The organism is Agrobacterium sp. 10T429 (assembly GCF_056393925.1).
This window is the reverse complement of sequence record NZ_JBFTGV010000002.1, coordinates 26,428-42,360: the sequence shown is the minus strand read 5'-3', so window position 1 is coordinate 42,360 and position 15,933 is coordinate 26,428. Positions and strand designations below refer to the sequence as shown.

Annotated in this window: 17 protein-coding genes; 6 read left to right on the top strand and 11 right to left on the bottom strand. The window is 59.5% G+C overall.

Annotated elements, in window-relative coordinates; translation table 11 throughout:
* Positions 1–32 precede the first annotated feature (32 nt).
* Together AC1DCP_RS05175 and AC1DCP_RS05170 are read left to right on the top strand one after the other, a co-directional pair.
* On the top strand, positions 33–299 hold the full coding sequence (locus AC1DCP_RS05175) for an usg protein (RefSeq protein ID WP_003516070.1): 267 nt from the start codon (positions 33–35) through the stop codon (positions 297–299).
* Between the two features lie 84 nt (positions 300–383).
* Positions 384–1,208: a class I SAM-dependent methyltransferase gene (locus AC1DCP_RS05170; RefSeq protein ID WP_025593927.1), complete on the top strand. Its 825-nt coding sequence runs from the start codon at positions 384–386 to the stop codon at positions 1,206–1,208.
* A gap of 95 nt (positions 1,209–1,303) precedes the next feature.
* Here AC1DCP_RS05170 and AC1DCP_RS05165 read toward each other — a convergent pair whose 3' ends face one another.
* The 4 genes from AC1DCP_RS05165 to AC1DCP_RS05150 all read right to left on the bottom strand — a co-directional run bounded on the left by AC1DCP_RS05165 (position 1,304) and on the right by AC1DCP_RS05150 (position 4,350).
* Positions 1,304–2,269, bottom strand: coding sequence for an aliphatic sulfonate ABC transporter substrate-binding protein (locus AC1DCP_RS05165; RefSeq protein ID WP_065687397.1), 966 nt, complete (start codon positions 2,267–2,269; stop codon positions 1,304–1,306).
* 291 nt (positions 2,270–2,560) lie between these two features.
* Positions 2,561–3,049, bottom strand: a complete 489-nt coding sequence (locus AC1DCP_RS05160; RefSeq protein WP_003507846.1) for an Lrp/AsnC family transcriptional regulator — start codon at positions 3,047–3,049, stop codon at positions 2,561–2,563.
* 70 nt (positions 3,050–3,119) lie between these two features.
* Positions 3,120–3,764 carry a uracil-DNA glycosylase family protein gene (locus AC1DCP_RS05155; protein ID WP_161986893.1) on the bottom strand — a complete coding sequence of 215 codons (645 nt, stop codon included), beginning with the start codon at positions 3,762–3,764 and terminating at the stop codon, positions 3,120–3,122.
* Entirely contained in the window at positions 3,757–4,350 is a 594-nt protein-coding gene (locus AC1DCP_RS05150) for a thermonuclease family protein (protein WP_065687227.1), read from the bottom strand. Before AC1DCP_RS05150 ends, AC1DCP_RS05155 begins: the two co-directional genes overlap by 8 nt.
* Before the next feature lie 108 nt (positions 4,351–4,458).
* On the opposite strand from AC1DCP_RS05150, the gene pdhS2 reads away from it, so the two are divergent.
* Positions 4,459–5,994, top strand: coding sequence for a two-component system sensor histidine kinase PdhS2 (gene pdhS2 / locus AC1DCP_RS05145; protein ID WP_065687226.1), 1,536 nt, complete (start codon positions 4,459–4,461; stop codon positions 5,992–5,994).
* A gap of 16 nt (positions 5,995–6,010) precedes the next feature.
* On the opposite strand, the gene AC1DCP_RS05140 is transcribed toward pdhS2, so the two are convergent.
* Together AC1DCP_RS05140 and cobT are read right to left on the bottom strand one after the other, a co-directional pair.
* A complete protein-coding gene (locus AC1DCP_RS05140; RefSeq protein ID WP_013636420.1) occupies positions 6,011–6,415 on the bottom strand; it encodes a diacylglycerol kinase in 405 nt (134 codons plus the stop codon).
* 8 nt (positions 6,416–6,423) lie between these two features.
* The gene (cobT, locus tag AC1DCP_RS05135) at positions 6,424–7,458 is read right to left on the bottom strand and encodes a nicotinate-nucleotide--dimethylbenzimidazole phosphoribosyltransferase (RefSeq protein ID WP_003516086.1); all 1,035 of its coding nucleotides are present in this window, start codon (positions 7,456–7,458) and stop codon (positions 6,424–6,426) included.
* Between the two features lie 131 nt (positions 7,459–7,589).
* Between cobT and AC1DCP_RS05130 the strand changes: the two genes are divergently transcribed.
* The 3 genes from AC1DCP_RS05130 to AC1DCP_RS05120 are packed head-to-tail and all read left to right on the top strand — an operon-like array spanning position 7,590 to position 9,293.
* Positions 7,590–8,375 carry an adenosylcobinamide-GDP ribazoletransferase gene (locus AC1DCP_RS05130; RefSeq protein WP_013636421.1) on the top strand — a complete coding sequence of 262 codons (786 nt, stop codon included), beginning with the start codon at positions 7,590–7,592 and terminating at the stop codon, positions 8,373–8,375.
* A 19-nt stretch (positions 8,376–8,394) separates the two neighbouring features.
* A complete protein-coding gene (locus AC1DCP_RS05125) occupies positions 8,395–8,589 on the top strand; it encodes a DUF1289 domain-containing protein (RefSeq protein ID WP_003516090.1) in 195 nt (64 codons plus the stop codon).
* Positions 8,586–9,293, top strand: coding sequence for a TIGR02281 family clan AA aspartic protease (locus AC1DCP_RS05120; RefSeq protein WP_065687224.1), 708 nt, complete (start codon positions 8,586–8,588; stop codon positions 9,291–9,293). Before AC1DCP_RS05125 ends, AC1DCP_RS05120 begins: the two co-directional genes overlap by 4 nt.
* Before the next feature lie 115 nt (positions 9,294–9,408).
* Here AC1DCP_RS05120 and AC1DCP_RS05115 read toward each other — a convergent pair whose 3' ends face one another.
* The 5 genes from AC1DCP_RS05115 to AC1DCP_RS05095 all read right to left on the bottom strand — a co-directional run bounded on the left by AC1DCP_RS05115 (position 9,409) and on the right by AC1DCP_RS05095 (position 15,806).
* The gene (locus AC1DCP_RS05115) at positions 9,409–10,170 is read right to left on the bottom strand and encodes an ABC transporter permease (RefSeq protein WP_003516094.1); all 762 of its coding nucleotides are present in this window, start codon (positions 10,168–10,170) and stop codon (positions 9,409–9,411) included.
* Positions 10,167–11,093 carry an ABC transporter ATP-binding protein gene (locus AC1DCP_RS05110; protein WP_476774158.1) on the bottom strand — a complete coding sequence of 309 codons (927 nt, stop codon included), beginning with the start codon at positions 11,091–11,093 and terminating at the stop codon, positions 10,167–10,169. The genes AC1DCP_RS05115 and AC1DCP_RS05110 overlap by 4 nt, the downstream gene beginning before the upstream one ends.
* 104 nt (positions 11,094–11,197) lie before the next feature.
* Entirely contained in the window at positions 11,198–12,019 is an 822-nt protein-coding gene (locus AC1DCP_RS05105) for a sulfite exporter TauE/SafE family protein (protein ID WP_065687223.1), read from the bottom strand.
* 400 nt (positions 12,020–12,419) lie between these two features.
* A complete protein-coding gene (locus AC1DCP_RS05100; RefSeq protein WP_112152889.1) occupies positions 12,420–13,688 on the bottom strand; it encodes an extensin-like domain-containing protein in 1,269 nt (422 codons plus the stop codon).
* A 303-nt stretch (positions 13,689–13,991) separates the two neighbouring features.
* A complete protein-coding gene (locus AC1DCP_RS05095; protein WP_013636425.1) occupies positions 13,992–15,806 on the bottom strand; it encodes a methyl-accepting chemotaxis protein in 1,815 nt (604 codons plus the stop codon).
* Positions 15,807–15,933: the final 127 nt, after the last annotated feature.

The window sequence follows — 15,933 nt, the reverse complement described above, 5'->3', positions numbered from 1 at the left end:
GATCGGCAATCATGAGAACGGGAACAGCCGACATGAACAAGGAAATGGAAATGATGCTGAGGGGCTACGGCCTCACCACCGCCCAGATTTTTTATCGCATGCCGGACCATCCGCTGGTTCTCCAGACCTATGTCTGGCAGGACTATGATCTCGCCCCGGATTTCCCCGAAATGCACGGTTTCCTCAAATTCTGGCAGGAAAAGCTAGACGGTCCGTTGCACTCGGTCCGCTATGTGCACCGGCAGGTGATCTCGGCGCAGGAATGGCGCGCATTGAAAGGAGAGTTCATTCTCCACTGAGGCCCATCGCCACATAAGCATTGCGCCCATCCGTCTTGCGGCTTACAGCAGACTTCAACTGAAGATGCTGACGGATACCGCACGATGACGAAGAACCAGAAAATTGACGAAGAGGCGCTTGCCGAAGCCTATAACCGCGCGCTCGCGCTTGAAAAAGCCGGCGATGTTGACGCGGCGGTGAAGGCCTATGAAGAGGTTCTGGCCATCGACCCGGACGATCATGGCGGCGCAGCCGTTCGCATCGCCGCCATGGGCCGCGGCGAACCGCCTTCCAAAGCGCCCGACGCCTATGTCGAAACCCTGTTCGACCAGCACGCCGAAGCCTTCGAGGATATTCTTGTCGAACAGCTCGGTTATGCAGTGCCGATGATGGTGCGCCAGCGCCTGCAAACGCTTGATCTCGGCCCCTTCAAGCGCCTGCTCGATCTCGGCTGCGGCACCGGCCTCACCGGCGAAGCGCTGCGCGACATGGCTGATGACATCACCGGCATCGACATTTCCGAAAACATGGTCGAGATCGCCCATGAGAAGGACCTCTACGAGACGCTCTATGTCGCCGAAGCCGAGGACTTTCTCGAAGACAATGACGACGAGCCCTTCGACATCATCACCGCAACCGATGTGCTGCCCTATCTCGGCGCGCTGGAACCGCTGTTTTTCGGCGCCGCTGAAAACCTCGTCCCTGGTGGCCTGCTGATCTTCTCGTCGGAAACGCTGCCCGAAGCAACCATGGCCGGACGCCCCTATATGGTAGGCCCGCACCAGCGTTTCGCCCACGCCGAAACCTATGTTCGGGAAAGACTGGCAGCGACCGGTTTCGACATAGTCGAAGTCACCGATATCAACGTGCGCATGCAGGACGGCAACCCCACACCCGGCCATCTGGTGATTGCCAGGCTCAAGGGCTGAGGCAGAGGCAAGCGCTCCTGAAATGGAGCGCTTGCCTGAATCAATCTCTCAGCAACAACAGCCAGACGATTGAAGAGACTCAGCTTTCGCCCGGCTCAACTCGCTTTCGGACGCCAGACGATATCGGTAACCTTGAGTTTCTTTGGCACGATTTTCAGATCGTAGAACTCGTCGGCCAGCGCCTGCTGATAGCTGATGGCCTCATCCGAAACCAGCGAGACACGCCCCAGATCCGCTCCCGGACGCGTCAGCGACACCTTGGTTACATCCTGCGGGACGCCGGTTATCGCCGCCAGCAATTTTGCAGTCTCATCGATGTTGGCCTGAGCCTTTGCGCCGACGCTTGCGAGTTCCTTGAGGAGCAGCGGCACGAGGTCGGGATTGCTTTCCACGAAGTCGCCATTGGCGAGGAAATAGCTCCAGGGATCGACAATACCTTCGGCAGTCGTGAGAACTCGTGTCGTCGGCTCCTTTTCCGCCACGGCAAAATAAGGATCCCAGATCGACCAGGCATCGATGCTGCCGCTGCGGAAAGCGGCCGCCGCATCCGGCGGGGCAAGGTCGATGGATGTTATGTCGTTCAGCGTCAGACCGGCCTTTCGCAATGCTTTGACAGTAACGTTATGGGCGCTGGAGCCGCGCTTGAAAGCCACCTTCTTGCCCTTGAGGTCGGCCAGCGTCTTCAGCGGCGAATCCTTCTGCACAAGGATTGCCGATCCGCCGGCAGCGCCCTTGTAAGTTCCCACATAGCGCAGATTGCCACCGGCAGCCTGCGCGAAAAGTGGCGGCACATCGCCCGTCGGTCCGATATCCAGCGCACCTGCGCCCAACGCTTCAAGAAGGGGCGGCCCGGAGGAAAACTCCGACCATTTGACCTCAATGCCGCGATCCTTCAACAGCGCTTCAAGCGCGCCCTGGCTCTTTGCCAACGCGATCACGCCATTCTTCTGCCAGCCGATCCGTAATGTGGTGGTCGCGGCTCCAGCCCGCCGGATATGCGGCAGGAACGCCGCCCCCGTTGCACCCGCAATCAGTCCCAATGTTCCGCGTCGTGTGAGCATGTGGATATCCTTCGCTGTTGCCATCATCAGATATACAAAGCGTAGATATTCGAGTGATTTTATCAAAATCCCACTTTGCGCGGCACCAGTGCAAAGAGAATTGAATGTGCTAATTTGCCGTCGCAGGCGGAATAAGATTGCCTGGCCGCCTCGGCACGCCAGGAGCGTGCATTCCCCGGACAACCGCCGGATGGCCGACTTGAGTGCTTGCGGAAAAGCAAACTGCGCAACGAAAAATGCCCTCCCCGGCAGCCGGAAAGGGCATTGTTCAAAAAGCCTGATCAGCCGGGATCATTCCTCGCCGGATTTGGGATTATCCAGCAGCATGTAATCGAGCGGCAGTTCCGTCGTATATTTGATCTGTTCCATCGCAAAGGCAGACGACACGTCACGAATTTCGATCTTGGCGATCATCCTCTTGTAGAAGGCGTCATAGGCCGCGATGTCAGGCACGACAACGCGCAGCAGATAATCGACATCGCCGCTCATGCGGTAAAACTCGACGACTTCGGGGAACTCGGACACCACCTCGGAAAACCGCTTCAGCCATTCGATGGAATGGGAGGCAGTGCGGATGGAGACGAAAACGGTGACCTTGGTGTTGACCTTGACCGGATCCAGCAGCGCCACGCGCCGGCGGATGACACCGTCCTCTTCCATCTTCTGGATACGCCGCCAACAGGGCGTCGTGGAAAGGCCGACCTTTTTCGCCAGATCAGCGACAGCCAGCGTGGAATCCTCTTGCAGAATGCGCAAAATCTTACGGTCTAGGCGATCCAATGCGTCTACCCTCCTGAATTAATTTCCTTTCAATACACTAATTTTTGGAGAAAAACAGAAAATTGTTTCACTAAAGTCGCATTTCCACATGTTCTCGCAGAACAGGAAGCAGCTCCTCGGTAAACCACGGATTCTTCTTCAGCCAGCCGGTGTTGCGCCAGCTCGGATGAGGCAGCGGCAAAATGGCCGGTCCCGAATTTGAATGAAAATAGCTGCGCCAGCCGTGCACGGTCTCGGTCATGGTTTTCCGCCGTCTTTCGCCGAGATGAAAGGCCTGGGCATATTGACCGATGGCAAGGACCAACTCTACCTGCGGCATCGCCGCCAGCACCTTCTCCCGCCATTGCGGCGCACATTCGCGTCGAGGCGGCAGGTCACTGCCCTTGTCGTCATAGCCGGGGAAACAGAACCCCATGGGCACAATAGCGAAGCGGTCCGGATCGTAGAATGTCTCACGATCAACATTCAGCCACTGGCGCAGCCTGTCGCCGGAGGCATCGTTGAAAGGCACACCCGTTTCATGCACGCGAAGCCCGGGCGCCTGCCCTGCAATCAGGATACGCGCCCTGGTCGACATCACCACGACCGGTCGGGGTTCGTGCGGCAGGCGTCCGTAGGTTGGGGTGTCGCGACAGATGCGACAGAGGGCAATCGCGCCCCGCAGCCCGTCCAACCCGTCGTCATTCATCGGCAGGGCTCGATCCGCCTCAGCCATGATTCCATCCCAGAAGATGACGGATGATGGTGAGGAAACCCGCGGCGGGCGTTTGCAAATCCGCTGCGCGATGTCCGCGCCGCCACTCCGCCGGTTTTTCGAATTCTCCGGCCCATATGCCGCGAGCTTCTTTGCGCGCCAGCGCCTGTTCGCCGGAGAACTGGAAATAACCTGAAGCGATGGCAAAACCCGACGCCACCATTTCCGAGGACACATCCCGGTCTCCCGCCGAGCAATAGACCAGCAGCCGTCCGTAACGGTCCCTGGAACTGCCGGAACAGGAAAAGGTCGTGCCTTCGATCATCTGTTGCAGAACGCGGCGCGCCTCCGCGCCGCATGGCCAGGTTTCGCTGCCGCGCCGGCACGTCTGCGAAAGCTCCGGCGCATCGATGCCGAGCAGCCGGAACCGGTCCTCGCCCTTTGAAAGCGTATCGCCATCGATCACAAAGAAACGGCCGGTATGGGTCTCGCTATTGATCTGATCGAGCTTGGCGGCAATCAGAATGCCGAGAAAAACGGTGGCAAGGAAAAGCCCGCCGTCGCGAAACGTCGAGAAAAAGCCGCGCCTGCCTCCATTTCGTCTCATGTCACAACAAACCCTTGTCAGAAATGGCAAACAAATCCTTTCACGGCAGCATCTTCTTAAGATTTTGTGCGTAGCCTGCAAAGGGTTCATGTCACCTGCGTTGTAACAATGAGTAAAAGCGTCAGCACGTCCACCGATAAGATCATCGTCGACCGTTCACGAAAGCACCGTAACAAGGCTGTTTTCGACACGGTGAAGACGACGCGTGAACGCTTGCAGCAAGGCGCTGGCGGCAGCGAAGCCTATGAACGTGAAATGCTGACGATGCACATCGCAGAAGCCCTTCAGGGCGCGATGGTCATGCCGCTTTTCATCGTATTCGCCTCTATCATCGGTTTGTATATCACGGGTGACATAGGGCTGATCATCTGGTCGCTCATTGCGCTGAGTTTCCATGCCATGTCTCTGGTGCTGGCCAAAAGAGCCGCCAAACAGGGGATCACGGCCGAAAATCTGCCGAAGTGGCGCAATCTCTTCCTTGCCATGCAGATCCTCATCGGTTGTGCCTGGGCAATGTTCGCCTTGGCCGAACCGGTGCGCAACAACCCGACACTCGTTCTTTTCTTCAAGGGCGCGACGCTGCTAATCGCGCTTTCGCTTACCGCCATGGCCAATTTCATGCTGCGGCGGGCCACCTTCATGACCTTCCTGCCGGTGCTGGCGGCGCTGTGCGTCACCTCCGTCGTCTCCCGCGATCCCTTCGATGTTGGCCTCGCCCTGATGTTCGGCATGGCGATTCTTTTCTGTCATCGCATCACCAGCAGGCTTTACCAGACCAGCATCAAGCTGCTGTCGTCACAAACTGAAAAAGATGATCTGATCGCCGAACTCGAAGTCGCCAACTCGATGTCGGATGAGGCGCGGCGGCGTGCGGAAGAGGCCAATCTGGCGAAATCGCGCTTTCTCGCCTCCATGTCGCACGAGCTGCGAACCCCGCTCAACGCCATTCTCGGCTTCTCCGAAGTCATGTCCGCAGAGGTACTCGGTCCGCTCAACAATCCGCTCTACAAGGAATATTCCGGCGACATCCACCGTTCCGGCCAGCATCTGCTCGACCTCATCAACGAAATCCTCGACCTGTCGCGTATCGAGGCCGGCCGCTACGACCTCAATGAAGAAGCGGTCTCGATGCTTGAGATCGCCGAAGATTGCATCGGCATGATCCAGCTTCGCGCCCGCGCCAAGACCATCAGGATTTCGCAGCAGTTCGAGAGCAGCCTGCCGCAGGTCTGGGCGGATGAAAAATCGATCCGCCAGGTCATCCTCAACCTGCTCTCCAACGCCGTCAAATTCACCCCGCAGGGCGGTGAGATCCTCGTGAAGGCAGGCTGGACGGCGGGTGGCGGGCAATATGTGTCGATCAAGGACAACGGCCCCGGCATTCCAGAGGAAGAAATCCCCGTGGTGTTGTCGGCCTTCGGTCAGGGATCGATCGCGATCAAGAGCGCCGAACAGGGAACCGGGCTCGGCCTGCCCATCGTTCAGGCCATCCTTGCCAAGCATGACGGCCAGTTCATCCTGAAATCGAAATTGCGTGAAGGCACCGAAGGCATCGCCATCCTGCCGGCAAAACGTGTGCTGCAAAGCCTGCCAGCCGTGGAGGAAACCCACGCCATCCAGCCACGCCGCCGGTCCTTCGCCTAAGCGTCAAATCTGCCGTTCAGAAGAACAGCGTCGTCACCAGCGAATAAAGCACGAAAAATCCGTTTGCCGTCAAAAGGCAGAAGACGGCGAAAGAACCGAGATCCTTGGCGTGCCGCCCGACGGAAGAGATTTCCGGCGAGATGCGATCCACCAACTCCTCAATCGCGGTATTGAGCGCCTCGACCGCGAACAAAAGCAGCATCAGCACCGTAAAGACGAGAAGATGCGCAAACGGCGCGCCGGCGACCAGAAGCAGGGCAAGGCCGACGCCGAAGGCGAGAACCTCGTGCCGGAACGCCGCTTCCTGCCACAGCCGTCCAAGCCCCTGCAAGGAATAGCGGGCAGCAGCAAAAAGATGCCGCCATCCCTTTTCCTTGCGAAAGGCAGGTTCCGGTTGCTTCTTCTGCGGCGTTGCGTCCATCTTCGCCCTCAATGCTCAGTGTGGGAATGGGTACCAGTATCGACACCGGCAGCTTCGAAAGTCGCCATGCCGGAATGGCAGGCGGCGGCAGCCTTGACGATGCCGGCGGCCAAAGCGGCACCCGTGCCCTCGCCAAGCCGCATGCCCAGCGCCAGCAGCGGCGTCTTGCCAAGTTTCTCGACGGCAGCCAGATGGCCCGGTTCGCCGGAGACATGGCCGATTAGGCAATGGTCGAGCGCCGAAGGATTGGCAGCCTTCAACAGCGCGGCAGCGGCAGTCGCCACATAACCGTCGATCAGCACAGGAATGCGCTGCACGCGCGCGGCAAGGATGGCGCCGGCAATCGCCGCAATCTCACGGCCACCGAGACGGCGCATGATTTCGAGCGGATCGGACAGATGGTCCTTGTGGAACTCGACGGCAGCCTTCACTGCCGCGATCTTGCGCGCCATGACCTCGCCTTCGGAGCCGGTACCGGGACCGGTCCACTCTTCCGCCGTACCGCCATAGAGCGCCAGGTTGATCGCCGCTGCGATGGTGGTGTTGCCGATGCCCATTTCGCCAACGCAGAGAAGGTCGGTACCGCCAGCAATCGCCTCCATGCCGAAGGCCATGGTGGCGGCGCAATCGCGCTCGGAAAGGGCAGGCTCGCAGGTGATGTCGCCGGTCGGGTAGTCAAGTGCCAGATCGAAAATCTTCAGACCGAGATCGTTGGTGACGCAAATCTGGTTGATCGCCGCACCGCCTGCCGCAAAATTCTCCACCATCTGCTGCGTCACGGACGTCGGATATGGCGTGATGCCGTGCCGGGTGACGCCATGATTACCGGCGAAAATCGCCACCAGCGGACGGGTAACGGCGGGCGAGCGGCCCGACCATGCGGCAAGCCACATGGCGATTTCTTCCAGCCGACCGAGCGAACCGGCCGGTTTCGTCAGTTGCGCATTGCGCTCCTTGGCCGCGACCAGCGCATGCGTATCCGGGCCGGGAAGCTCGCGCAGCAGCGCGCGGAAATCGTCGAAGGGCAATCCGCTCATGCTCATGGTATCTGTCTTTCTTGTCGTCGGGTTGGCGGAAACTTGTGTTTTCCGGCAAATCGGTCTTTGTTGCGCCTCTCATAATCGCGGACGCGCCGCGGAACAACCGGAAATGCAAGTACAGCAGCGGAGAGAGCATGAAGGCCGGGGATTTTATAACAGATGTCATGCATTCCGTTGCCTTTCTCAGCCGCCTGCCGGTCCCATCGCGCTTCTTCGGTGAAGGTGACGGTCCATCGATGCGCCGGACAGCACGCGCTTTTCCCGCAGCAGGCCTCCTGATCGCCCTGCCCGCTGCTGTCCTCGTGGTGGCATTAGCGAAGTTCGACGCCTCACCGCAGCTCACCGGCTGGCTTGCCATCGCCGTCACCGCGCTCATAACAGGTGCGTTGCACGAAGACGGCTTGGCGGATATGGCCGATGGCTTCGGCAGCGGCAAGGACAAGCCGAAAACGCTTGAGATCATGAAGGACAGTCGCATCGGCAGCTATGGCACGATCGCCATGGTCCTGTCCTTTGCACTGCGCGCCACGGCACTCGCATCGCTTATAGAAACCCTGCCTGCCAAGACCGCCGCCGCCTGCCTGATTGCCGCGCTGGTGGTGAGCCGCGCCCTGATGGTATGGCACTGGCAGTCACTGCCCGCCGCCAAAACCTCCGGCATCGCCGCCGGCGCCGGCCAACCCGGGGAAAGCGAGCGCAACATCGCGCTCGCAACAGGGTTGCTGCTGCTCGTGCTTTTCACGCTGCATGCCCTGCCCTTTGTGTCGATCGTAGTCGTTCTGGCGGCTGCCTGCCTCGCGACGGTGCTGTTCGGCAGGCTCTGTGTCAGCAAGATCGGCGGCCACACCGGTGACACAATCGGCGCCAGCCAGCAGATCACGGAGATCGTTACTCTCGTCGCTCTTGCCCTTGCGACGTGACAGACTGATATAGATCCCCATGGAAACACCCTGCATTCATATCTGCTCCCTCGACGCCACAAACACCCTCTGTATCGGTTGCGGACGCACGCTGGACGAGATCGGCGGCTGGGCAACCTATAGCGACGAAAAGCGCCGCATGATCATGCAGGCGCTTCCCGAAAGACTGGCAAAAACAGGCAAGGACACCTCCAGGGAGACGCACACCGCATGAACAGGCTGACTTTTGTTCTCCTCTTGCTGGCCGTGGGTCTCGGCCTGCTTCTCGTCAATCACGACAGCGGCCGCACCTTCGGCATCGACAACGAAAAATTCGGACAGATCGTCTATCTCCTGCCGATTGCGGGATTGCTATCCGTCGGCATTCTGGCGGGAAGCCGCGGCAGCTTCGCAAGCGTTGTCCGGCAACTCGCCATCTGGCTCGTGATCATCCTCGGCCTCGTATCCGTCTATCTCTATCGCTACGACCTGCAATCCTTCGCCGACCGGCTGCTGGGTGGCCTGATGCCCGGCCGCGCGGTGGTGGTGACGACCGCTGGCGGCGAACAGGAGATCGTACTGCACAAATCCATGAGCGGCCATTTCGAGGCGAATGTCAGCATTGAAGGCAAAACGATCCACATGCTGGTCGATACCGGCGCGAGCTCCGTGGTGCTGGCCAATGCCGATGCCGCCGCCATCGGCATCGACACCACGAAACTGCGCTACACCGTGCCGGTGATGACCGCGAACGGCCGCACGGCGGCAGCGCCCGTCACCCTGTCCGAGATCGGCATCGGCCCGATCGCGCGGAGCAACATCCCCGCCCTCGTCGCGCAGGATGGCCAACTGGGCCAGAGCCTGCTCGGCATGAGCTTCCTGTCGACGCTTGGTTCGATGCAGATGCAGACCGATGAGTTGAGATTGCGAGACAGGTGAAACCTGCCGGGCAGACAGTTCCTGCTCGAGATCAAAAAATAACGTCTCGCTATCCGAATACGAAAACGCCCGGTGCAAACCGGGCGTATCATATTCACGGCAAACCTCTTTCCGGTCAGTTGCGCAGCCGGTAACCGGTCTTGAACATCCAGCCGACGACGCCGAGGCAGAGTGCGAGAAACAGCGTGATCATCGCCAGGCTGATGACGGGATTGACGTCGGCGATCTCGTAGAAGCTCCAGCGGAAACCGCTGATGAGGTAGAGCACCGGGTTGAAATGACTGACCGTCTGCCAGAAGGGCGGCAGCATGTCGATGGAGTAGAAGCTGCCGCCAAGGAATGTCAGAGGCGGCACCACCAGCATCGGGATGAGGTTCAGCTGCTCGAAATTCGTGGCCCAGATGCCGATGATGAAGCCGAACAGGCTGAAGCTCACCGCCGTCAGCACAAAGAACAGGATCATCATAAATGGATGGGCGATGGTGATATCCACGAAGAAGGAGGCCGTTATCAGGATGATCGTGCCGATCATCAGCCCCTTGGTCGCCGCCGCCCCGACATAACCGGCAACAATTTCCGTCATCGCCACTGGCGCAGACAATATCTCGTAGACCGTGCCGGTGAATTTCGGAAAATAGATGCCGAAAGAGCCGTTGCTGATGCATTGCGTCAAAAGCGTCAGCATGATCAGGCCGGGCGTTATGAACGCGCCATAGGAAACCCCGCCAACCTCCTGAATCCTTGACCCGATCGCCGTTCCGAAAACGATGAAATATAGAGAGGTGGAAATGACCGGCGACACGACACTCTGCAACAGGGTGCGGCGGGTGCGCGCCATTTCGAACAGGTAGATGGACTTGACAGCTTCGAAATTCATTTCTGGTCTCCTACCAGCGAGACGAAAATATCCTCAAGAGAGCTTTGACGTGTCGAAATATCCTTGAAATGGATGTTGGCACCGGAAAGCGCAGTCAGCAGATCGGCAATGCGCCCCTGCTCGCCGTTATCCTCGATCTCGTAGGTGATGGTGTTGCGGTCATCCGAGAGCGAAAGGCCGAAGGATGAGAGACCGTCCGGCAACGCCTCCACCGGCTGCGAAAGTTCAAGGAAAAGCTGCTTGCGGCCGAGCTTCTTCATCAGCGCGGTCTTTTCTTCCACCAGCAACAATTGGCCGCCATTGATGACACCCACTCGATCGGCGATCTCTTCCGCCTCCTCGATGTAATGCGTGGTCAAAATGATTGTGACGCCCTTGGAGCGCAGTTCGGAAACGACATTCCACATGTCACGGCGCAAGGTAACATCCACACCCGCCGTCGGCTCGTCGAGGAATAGGACCTTCGGTTCGTGCGCAAGCGCCTTGGCGATCAGCACGCGTCGCTTCATGCCGCCGGAAAGCTCCCGCAGCATATTGTCCTTCTTGTCCCAGAGCGACAGCGATTTCAGGACGCGCTCGATCAGTTCCGGGTTCTTCTTCTGCCCATGCAGACCGCGCGAGAAGCTGACCGTGTTCCACACGGTCTCGAACTGGTCTGTCGTCAGTTCCTGTGGCACAAGGCCGATCAGGGCACGCGTCTGGCGAAAATCCTTCACCACATCATATCCGCCAACGAGAACCGAGCCTTCACCCGGATTGACAAGCCCGCAGATGATAGAGATCAGCGTCGTCTTGCCGGCTCCGTTAGGCCCGAGAAGAGCAAGGATTTCCCCCTCTCTGATATCGAGGCTGACACCTTTGAGCGCCTGAAAGCCATTTGAGTAGGATTTGGTCAGATTCCGTATCGAAACAATGGCATTCATCGCGAATCTTTCGAAAAAACGAGTAAGATGCACGCCATATAGGCCGTACAACCCGCAATTGCCAGCCCAACGGCCTGAACACTGCATTCGGCGGAGAGGGAAAATCAGCTGTAGACGCTGTAGAAAAACTGGGCCGCGACGAAGATCAGAAACACCCCGAAGGCCCGCTCCAGCTGCTTCTTGCTGAGTGCATGCGCCAGCCGCGCTCCATAGGGCGCGACGACAAGCGTGATGGGGATCAGCAGCGCGACGGCGATCCAGTTGATGAAGCCGGTGGAAAAAGGCGGCAGACCTGCATCACCCCAGCCGGCCCAGATATAGCCGAGGAGACCCGGCAGCGAAATAAGCACTCCGACACCGGAGGATGTGGCAACCGCCTGATGGATGGTGCGTCCGTAAAGCGTCATGAAAGTATTGTTCATCACCCCGCCGCCCACACCCATCAGGCCAGACAGAAGGCCGATGCCGGTGCCGACCAGAAAGCGGACCGGGTTTTTCGGCAGGTCTGAACCGAGATGCCAGCTCGCCCGGTTGAAGATCATCCGGAAGGCGAGCGCAAGCGCAATGAAAGCGAAGATCAGCCGCAGGGCGACACTCGAGGCATGCGCAGCCACCACAGATGCGAGGATGGTGCCGAGCGGCACGGCGACGATCCAGCCCTTCAGGAGATCGATATCAACGGCACCTTTCTGGCGATGCGTCAGGAAGGAACGAATGGAGGTCGGCACGATGATGGCGAGCGAAGTCCCAAGCGACAGATGCATGCGCACCGCCTCCGGCACATCCAGAAGCCCGAACACATGGTAGAACACCGGCACCAGCACAGCACCGCCGCCAATGCCGAACAGCCCCGCCAGAAGTCCAGCGACCACGCCCGCGGCAGCAAGCGCCGAAGCAAAGATCAGTATCTCTGAAACAGGGGGCATGAAAGCAGGCTCCCGGGGGCCGTTGTCACAAACATGTGACGCTCATAGCGTATCAGAAAAGGGCGGCAAGCCATGTTGGCCGCAGGTCAGTACGGCGCGATGTTTTTTGCCGGATATCCGCACCGGATGGACCGTTTTATGGGATTTCTTCCCATTGCATGCCCTTGCAAAGACGCCGATATCCCCCGATTTAGGCAGTCTTCTTCAACCGGCCTTAGGGCCGGTCTTTTTTTGGGCGGCTAGCACCAAACCCAACAGGCCCAAATTGTAATGTGGCCACATCCCCACTCCGTCATTCCGGGTAGCGCCGGGACGGACGGAAAGTTACGGGTCGACGTGACGCACTACAACTAATGCCTCACGCCTATCGTCATGCACCACCGTGTCGTCTCGTCGCCCCCTAGTCGCAATGCCTGTAACCGGACTTGCGGGTGCGCAGGTCGAAGTGGAAATGGTTCCAGTGGTTGGGATCGCTGCCCGGCCCGAGAACCGTGGAGAAATATTTGCAGCTATCGGACCTCACTGCCTTCAGCAGCGCCTTTTCCCGGAAGGCGAAGAAGTTCTTGCTGCGAACGTCGATCTCCTTGCCGTTGTTCAGCGTTATGGTGCCGATATCGATGGCGTTGCCGCGCGCATGTTCGGACCATGGATTGCTGGAGCGCGAATTCATCTTGCGGCAGGAATAACCGCCCATGGGCGTGATGCGCCCGACGCCTGAGAGGTAACGGAAGCGGGAGGACGGCACGAGTTCGAACTTTACCCATTTGGCGAAGGCAAGCGTGACCTGGCAATTGAGCTTCACTGCCGGGCGGATGGCAACGCCGCTGGCAAGCCCGCTGAGTTCGATCGGATAGTCGATACCACAGGTCGGTCCATCTGCAATGCGCGCAACGTCGCGGAAGGCGACGCCGAGACGGCGCAGCTCGGAGCGACAGGCCACTTCCGAGGATGGCATGATGCCGGGCGGCATGGCCGAGCGGTTGCTTTGCAGTCCGTCGCGGGCCATCGGATCATTAGGCATCAGCATGGCGACCTCCTCCACCGGCTGGCGGCGGGAAGAAGACCCCGGCGGCGGTGGCGGTATCAACCGCGACTGACCCGCACTTTGTTGCCGGCGAGCGGGAGAAACGGCAACCGGATTGTCGGTGCCGATGCCGTCCACCACCGGCTGGGCGGAAGCGCCTTCGGCAATATCGGCGTCCTGCTCTTCCGCAAGTCCGCGAACCGGCTCCACGCCCAGCATGGAATCCATGCTCACCCCGCCCTCGCCTTCGGCGATCTGATTTGCGGCGCCCTGCTGGTTAGGCATGGCTGGGGAGGCCATGCTTTGGCCGTTCGCGGCCATCCGCGCCTGATGCTGGCCATCCAGCGTGGAATAGCCCTGGCCGCCCTGTGGCGATTGCAGCAGGGGATCCTGCGAGGCATAAGGCTCCGGCATCGGCTGCGACACGGCTGCGGGATAATTGGTGGCATGCCCGGTCCGCTCGGCCTGATAGACCGCACCCGGCGGCGCGCTGTAGCCTTGCTGCCGCGACGACCGGATGGCGCCGACACGCGTCGTGCCGTCAACCTCGGCCGGCGGCACAAGGCCCTCCGCCGAACACGACACCATGACCGTGGAAATCATCAACAACGTCACAAGACGACGCGGAAGGGAAACATACGCCATACGAGAACCTGTACCTTCAGCGGCCGCTACCCGCGGCAATACAGGTAAATTTTAAAGAAACGGGGTAAACGAATCCTTATTGGTTGGGAGAAATAACGAACCGGGCTGTTCCGTGAAGCGGGAAAGCGGAAGCCTCGACTGAAATCATACCAAAGGTGTGAGCAAAGCTCCGCCAACCAACGCCTCTCACGACGCAGACACACCACGGGTCCGGCACGACGGAGGAAATGTCGTCGCACTTCCTCGAAACAGAAAGGGCGCAGCCAAAGCCGCGCCCTGTAAACTATCTCAAGCGGATAAAAATCAAGCCGCCCGCGAAACCTCACGCCCTGCCCCATGCCCGAGTTCGAAACGGGACAGCAGCGCGCGGAGCTGCCGGCTTTCTTCGGCCAGCGTCTGGCTGGCCGCCGTCGTCTCTTCCACCATGGCGGCGTTCTGCTGGGTCATCTGGTCCATGTGGTTGACGGAGGTGTTGATCTCCTGCAGGCCGGTGGCCTGTTCGCGTGCCGCCGTGGCGATGGAATTGACGTGGCCGTCGACCCGATTGACCAGCGTCACGATCTCATCCAGCGCGTCACCCGTGGAGCGAACGAGTGCGACACCGCCGCCGACTTCTTCCGCGGAACGATTGATAAGGGTCTTGATCTCCTTGGCAGCATTGGCAGAGCGTTGCGCGAGTTCGCGAACCTCCTGCGCCACCACGGCAAAACCGCGTCCCGCTTCGCCTGCCCTTGCGGCCTCGACACCGGCATTCAGCGCCAGAAGGTTGGTCTGGAACGCGATTTCGTCGATGACGGAAATGATCTGCCCGATGCGCCGCGAAGATTCCTCAATACGGCCCATCGCATCGACGGCATTGCGCACGATCTCGCCCGAGCGGCCTGCGCTCGTTTTTGTGTCCTGCACCATTTGTCGGGCCTCGTTCGCCCGTTCGGAAGCGGTGCGCACCGTCGCGGTGATTTCGTCAAGAGCCGCCGCCGTCTCCTCCAGCGCCGCTGCCTGCTGCTCTGTCCGGCGCGAAAGATTGCCGGTCGCACCGCTGATGTCAGATGCGCTATCGTTGACGACATGGCCGGTTCTGGCGATCGCCTCGATCGCCCCATGCAGCGCGCCGACGGCGCGGTTGAAATCCATGCGCAGCTTTTCATATTCGCCGCCGATATCGGCAAGCTCGACGGTCAGATCGCCATTGGCGAGTGCTTCCAGCGAACTGCCGAGCTCGTTCATGGCATGAGCCTGACGCTCGGATGCGGAGCGCAACGCCATCTCGTTGCCATGCCGCGCCTCCTCCAGCGCCCGCTGCTGCCCCGCCTCGCGGGCCTGCAAGGCGCTGCGCTCGTTGACGCTGTCACGCAGCACCAGCAACGTCTTGGCAATGGCGCCGATTTCGTTGCGACGGTCGGCGAATTCAATTTCCGCCTCGCCGTCACCATCAGCGATCCGCTTCATACTCTGCCGGATGCGATCGATAGGCCGTGTCACACTGCGCACCACGGCTGCAGCCACGCCGATCACCAGAAGGCCGGACAGAACACACACTGCGATGTTGAAATAGGCGTTGCTCCAGAAAACCGCCTCAAGATCGTCGACATAGACGCCAGTGCCGACAATCCATCCCCAGGGCGCGAAACCGGCGACATGGGAAAATTTCTCGACTGGGTCCGGCGCGCCGGGCTTGGGCCAATAATAATCGACAAAGCCCTGGCCGCCCGCCTTCACCGTATTGACGAATTCGACGAACAGCGCCTTGCCGTTCGGATCCTTGTTGGCAGTGAGATCGCTGCCGTTCATCTCGGGCTTGATCGGATGCATCACCATCTTGGGATGCATGTCGTTGATCCAAAAATAGCCGCTACCGTTGCCATAGCGCATCGCCGCAATCGTGGTCTTGGCTTGCTGCTGCGCAGCCTCACGCGTCAGGGTGCCACCCTGCTCCAGCCGGTAATATTGCTCAAGAATGGCGACAGCCGTTTCGTTCATGGATGCGAGCCCCGCTTTACGCTCGCGTTCCATCTCATGAAAGGTCTCGAACAGGCTGAATGTAAGTGCCGCAGTCAATATTGCCAGAAACAATGCAACGAGCGCATAAAGGCGCATAGATATCGTGACGTTTTTCATATTCCCCCCAACGCCGCTGACGGCACTTCGACCAGCGTATGTTAGAGTTAAAAAATTTATTATAACTGAATACGCTTATTATACGTTAGTATTATTCCAGACCTCCTCCTCCCAACCCGCCAATACT

Bases quoted from the DNA above. Each gene is read 5' to 3' on its own strand.
- AC1DCP_RS05140 (WP_013636420.1), bottom strand. From the start codon at position 6,415: ATGGACGCAACGCCGCAGAAGAAGCAACCGGAACCTGCCTTTCGCAAG.
- AC1DCP_RS05125 (WP_003516090.1), top strand. From the start codon at position 8,395: ATGGAAACACCCTGCATTCATATCTGCTCCCTCGACGCCACAAACACC.
- AC1DCP_RS05100 (WP_112152889.1), bottom strand. From the start codon at position 13,688: ATGGCGTATGTTTCCCTTCCGCGTCGTCTTGTGACGTTGTTGATGATT.
- AC1DCP_RS05165 (WP_065687397.1), bottom strand. From the start codon at position 2,269: ATGCTCACACGACGCGGAACATTGGGACTGATTGCGGGTGCAACGGGG.
- AC1DCP_RS05175 (WP_003516070.1), top strand. From the start codon at position 33: ATGAACAAGGAAATGGAAATGATGCTGAGGGGCTACGGCCTCACCACC.
- AC1DCP_RS05105 (WP_065687223.1), bottom strand. From the start codon at position 12,019: ATGCCCCCTGTTTCAGAGATACTGATCTTTGCTTCGGCGCTTGCTGCC.
- AC1DCP_RS05095 (WP_013636425.1), bottom strand. From the start codon at position 15,806: ATGAAAAACGTCACGATATCTATGCGCCTTTATGCGCTCGTTGCATTG.
- AC1DCP_RS05155 (WP_161986893.1), bottom strand. From the start codon at position 3,764: ATGGCTGAGGCGGATCGAGCCCTGCCGATGAATGACGACGGGTTGGAC.
- pdhS2 (WP_065687226.1), top strand. From the start codon at position 4,459: ATGAGTAAAAGCGTCAGCACGTCCACCGATAAGATCATCGTCGACCGT.
- AC1DCP_RS05170 (WP_025593927.1), top strand. From the start codon at position 384: ATGACGAAGAACCAGAAAATTGACGAAGAGGCGCTTGCCGAAGCCTAT.
- AC1DCP_RS05110 (WP_476774158.1), bottom strand. From the start codon at position 11,093: ATGAATGCCATTGTTTCGATACGGAATCTGACCAAATCCTACTCAAAT.
- AC1DCP_RS05150 (WP_065687227.1), bottom strand. From the start codon at position 4,350: ATGAGACGAAATGGAGGCAGGCGCGGCTTTTTCTCGACGTTTCGCGAC.
- AC1DCP_RS05120 (WP_065687224.1), top strand. From the start codon at position 8,586: ATGAACAGGCTGACTTTTGTTCTCCTCTTGCTGGCCGTGGGTCTCGGC.
- AC1DCP_RS05115 (WP_003516094.1), bottom strand. From the start codon at position 10,170: ATGAATTTCGAAGCTGTCAAGTCCATCTACCTGTTCGAAATGGCGCGC.
- AC1DCP_RS05130 (WP_013636421.1), top strand. From the start codon at position 7,590: ATGAAGGCCGGGGATTTTATAACAGATGTCATGCATTCCGTTGCCTTT.
- cobT (WP_003516086.1), bottom strand. From the start codon at position 7,458: ATGAGCATGAGCGGATTGCCCTTCGACGATTTCCGCGCGCTGCTGCGC.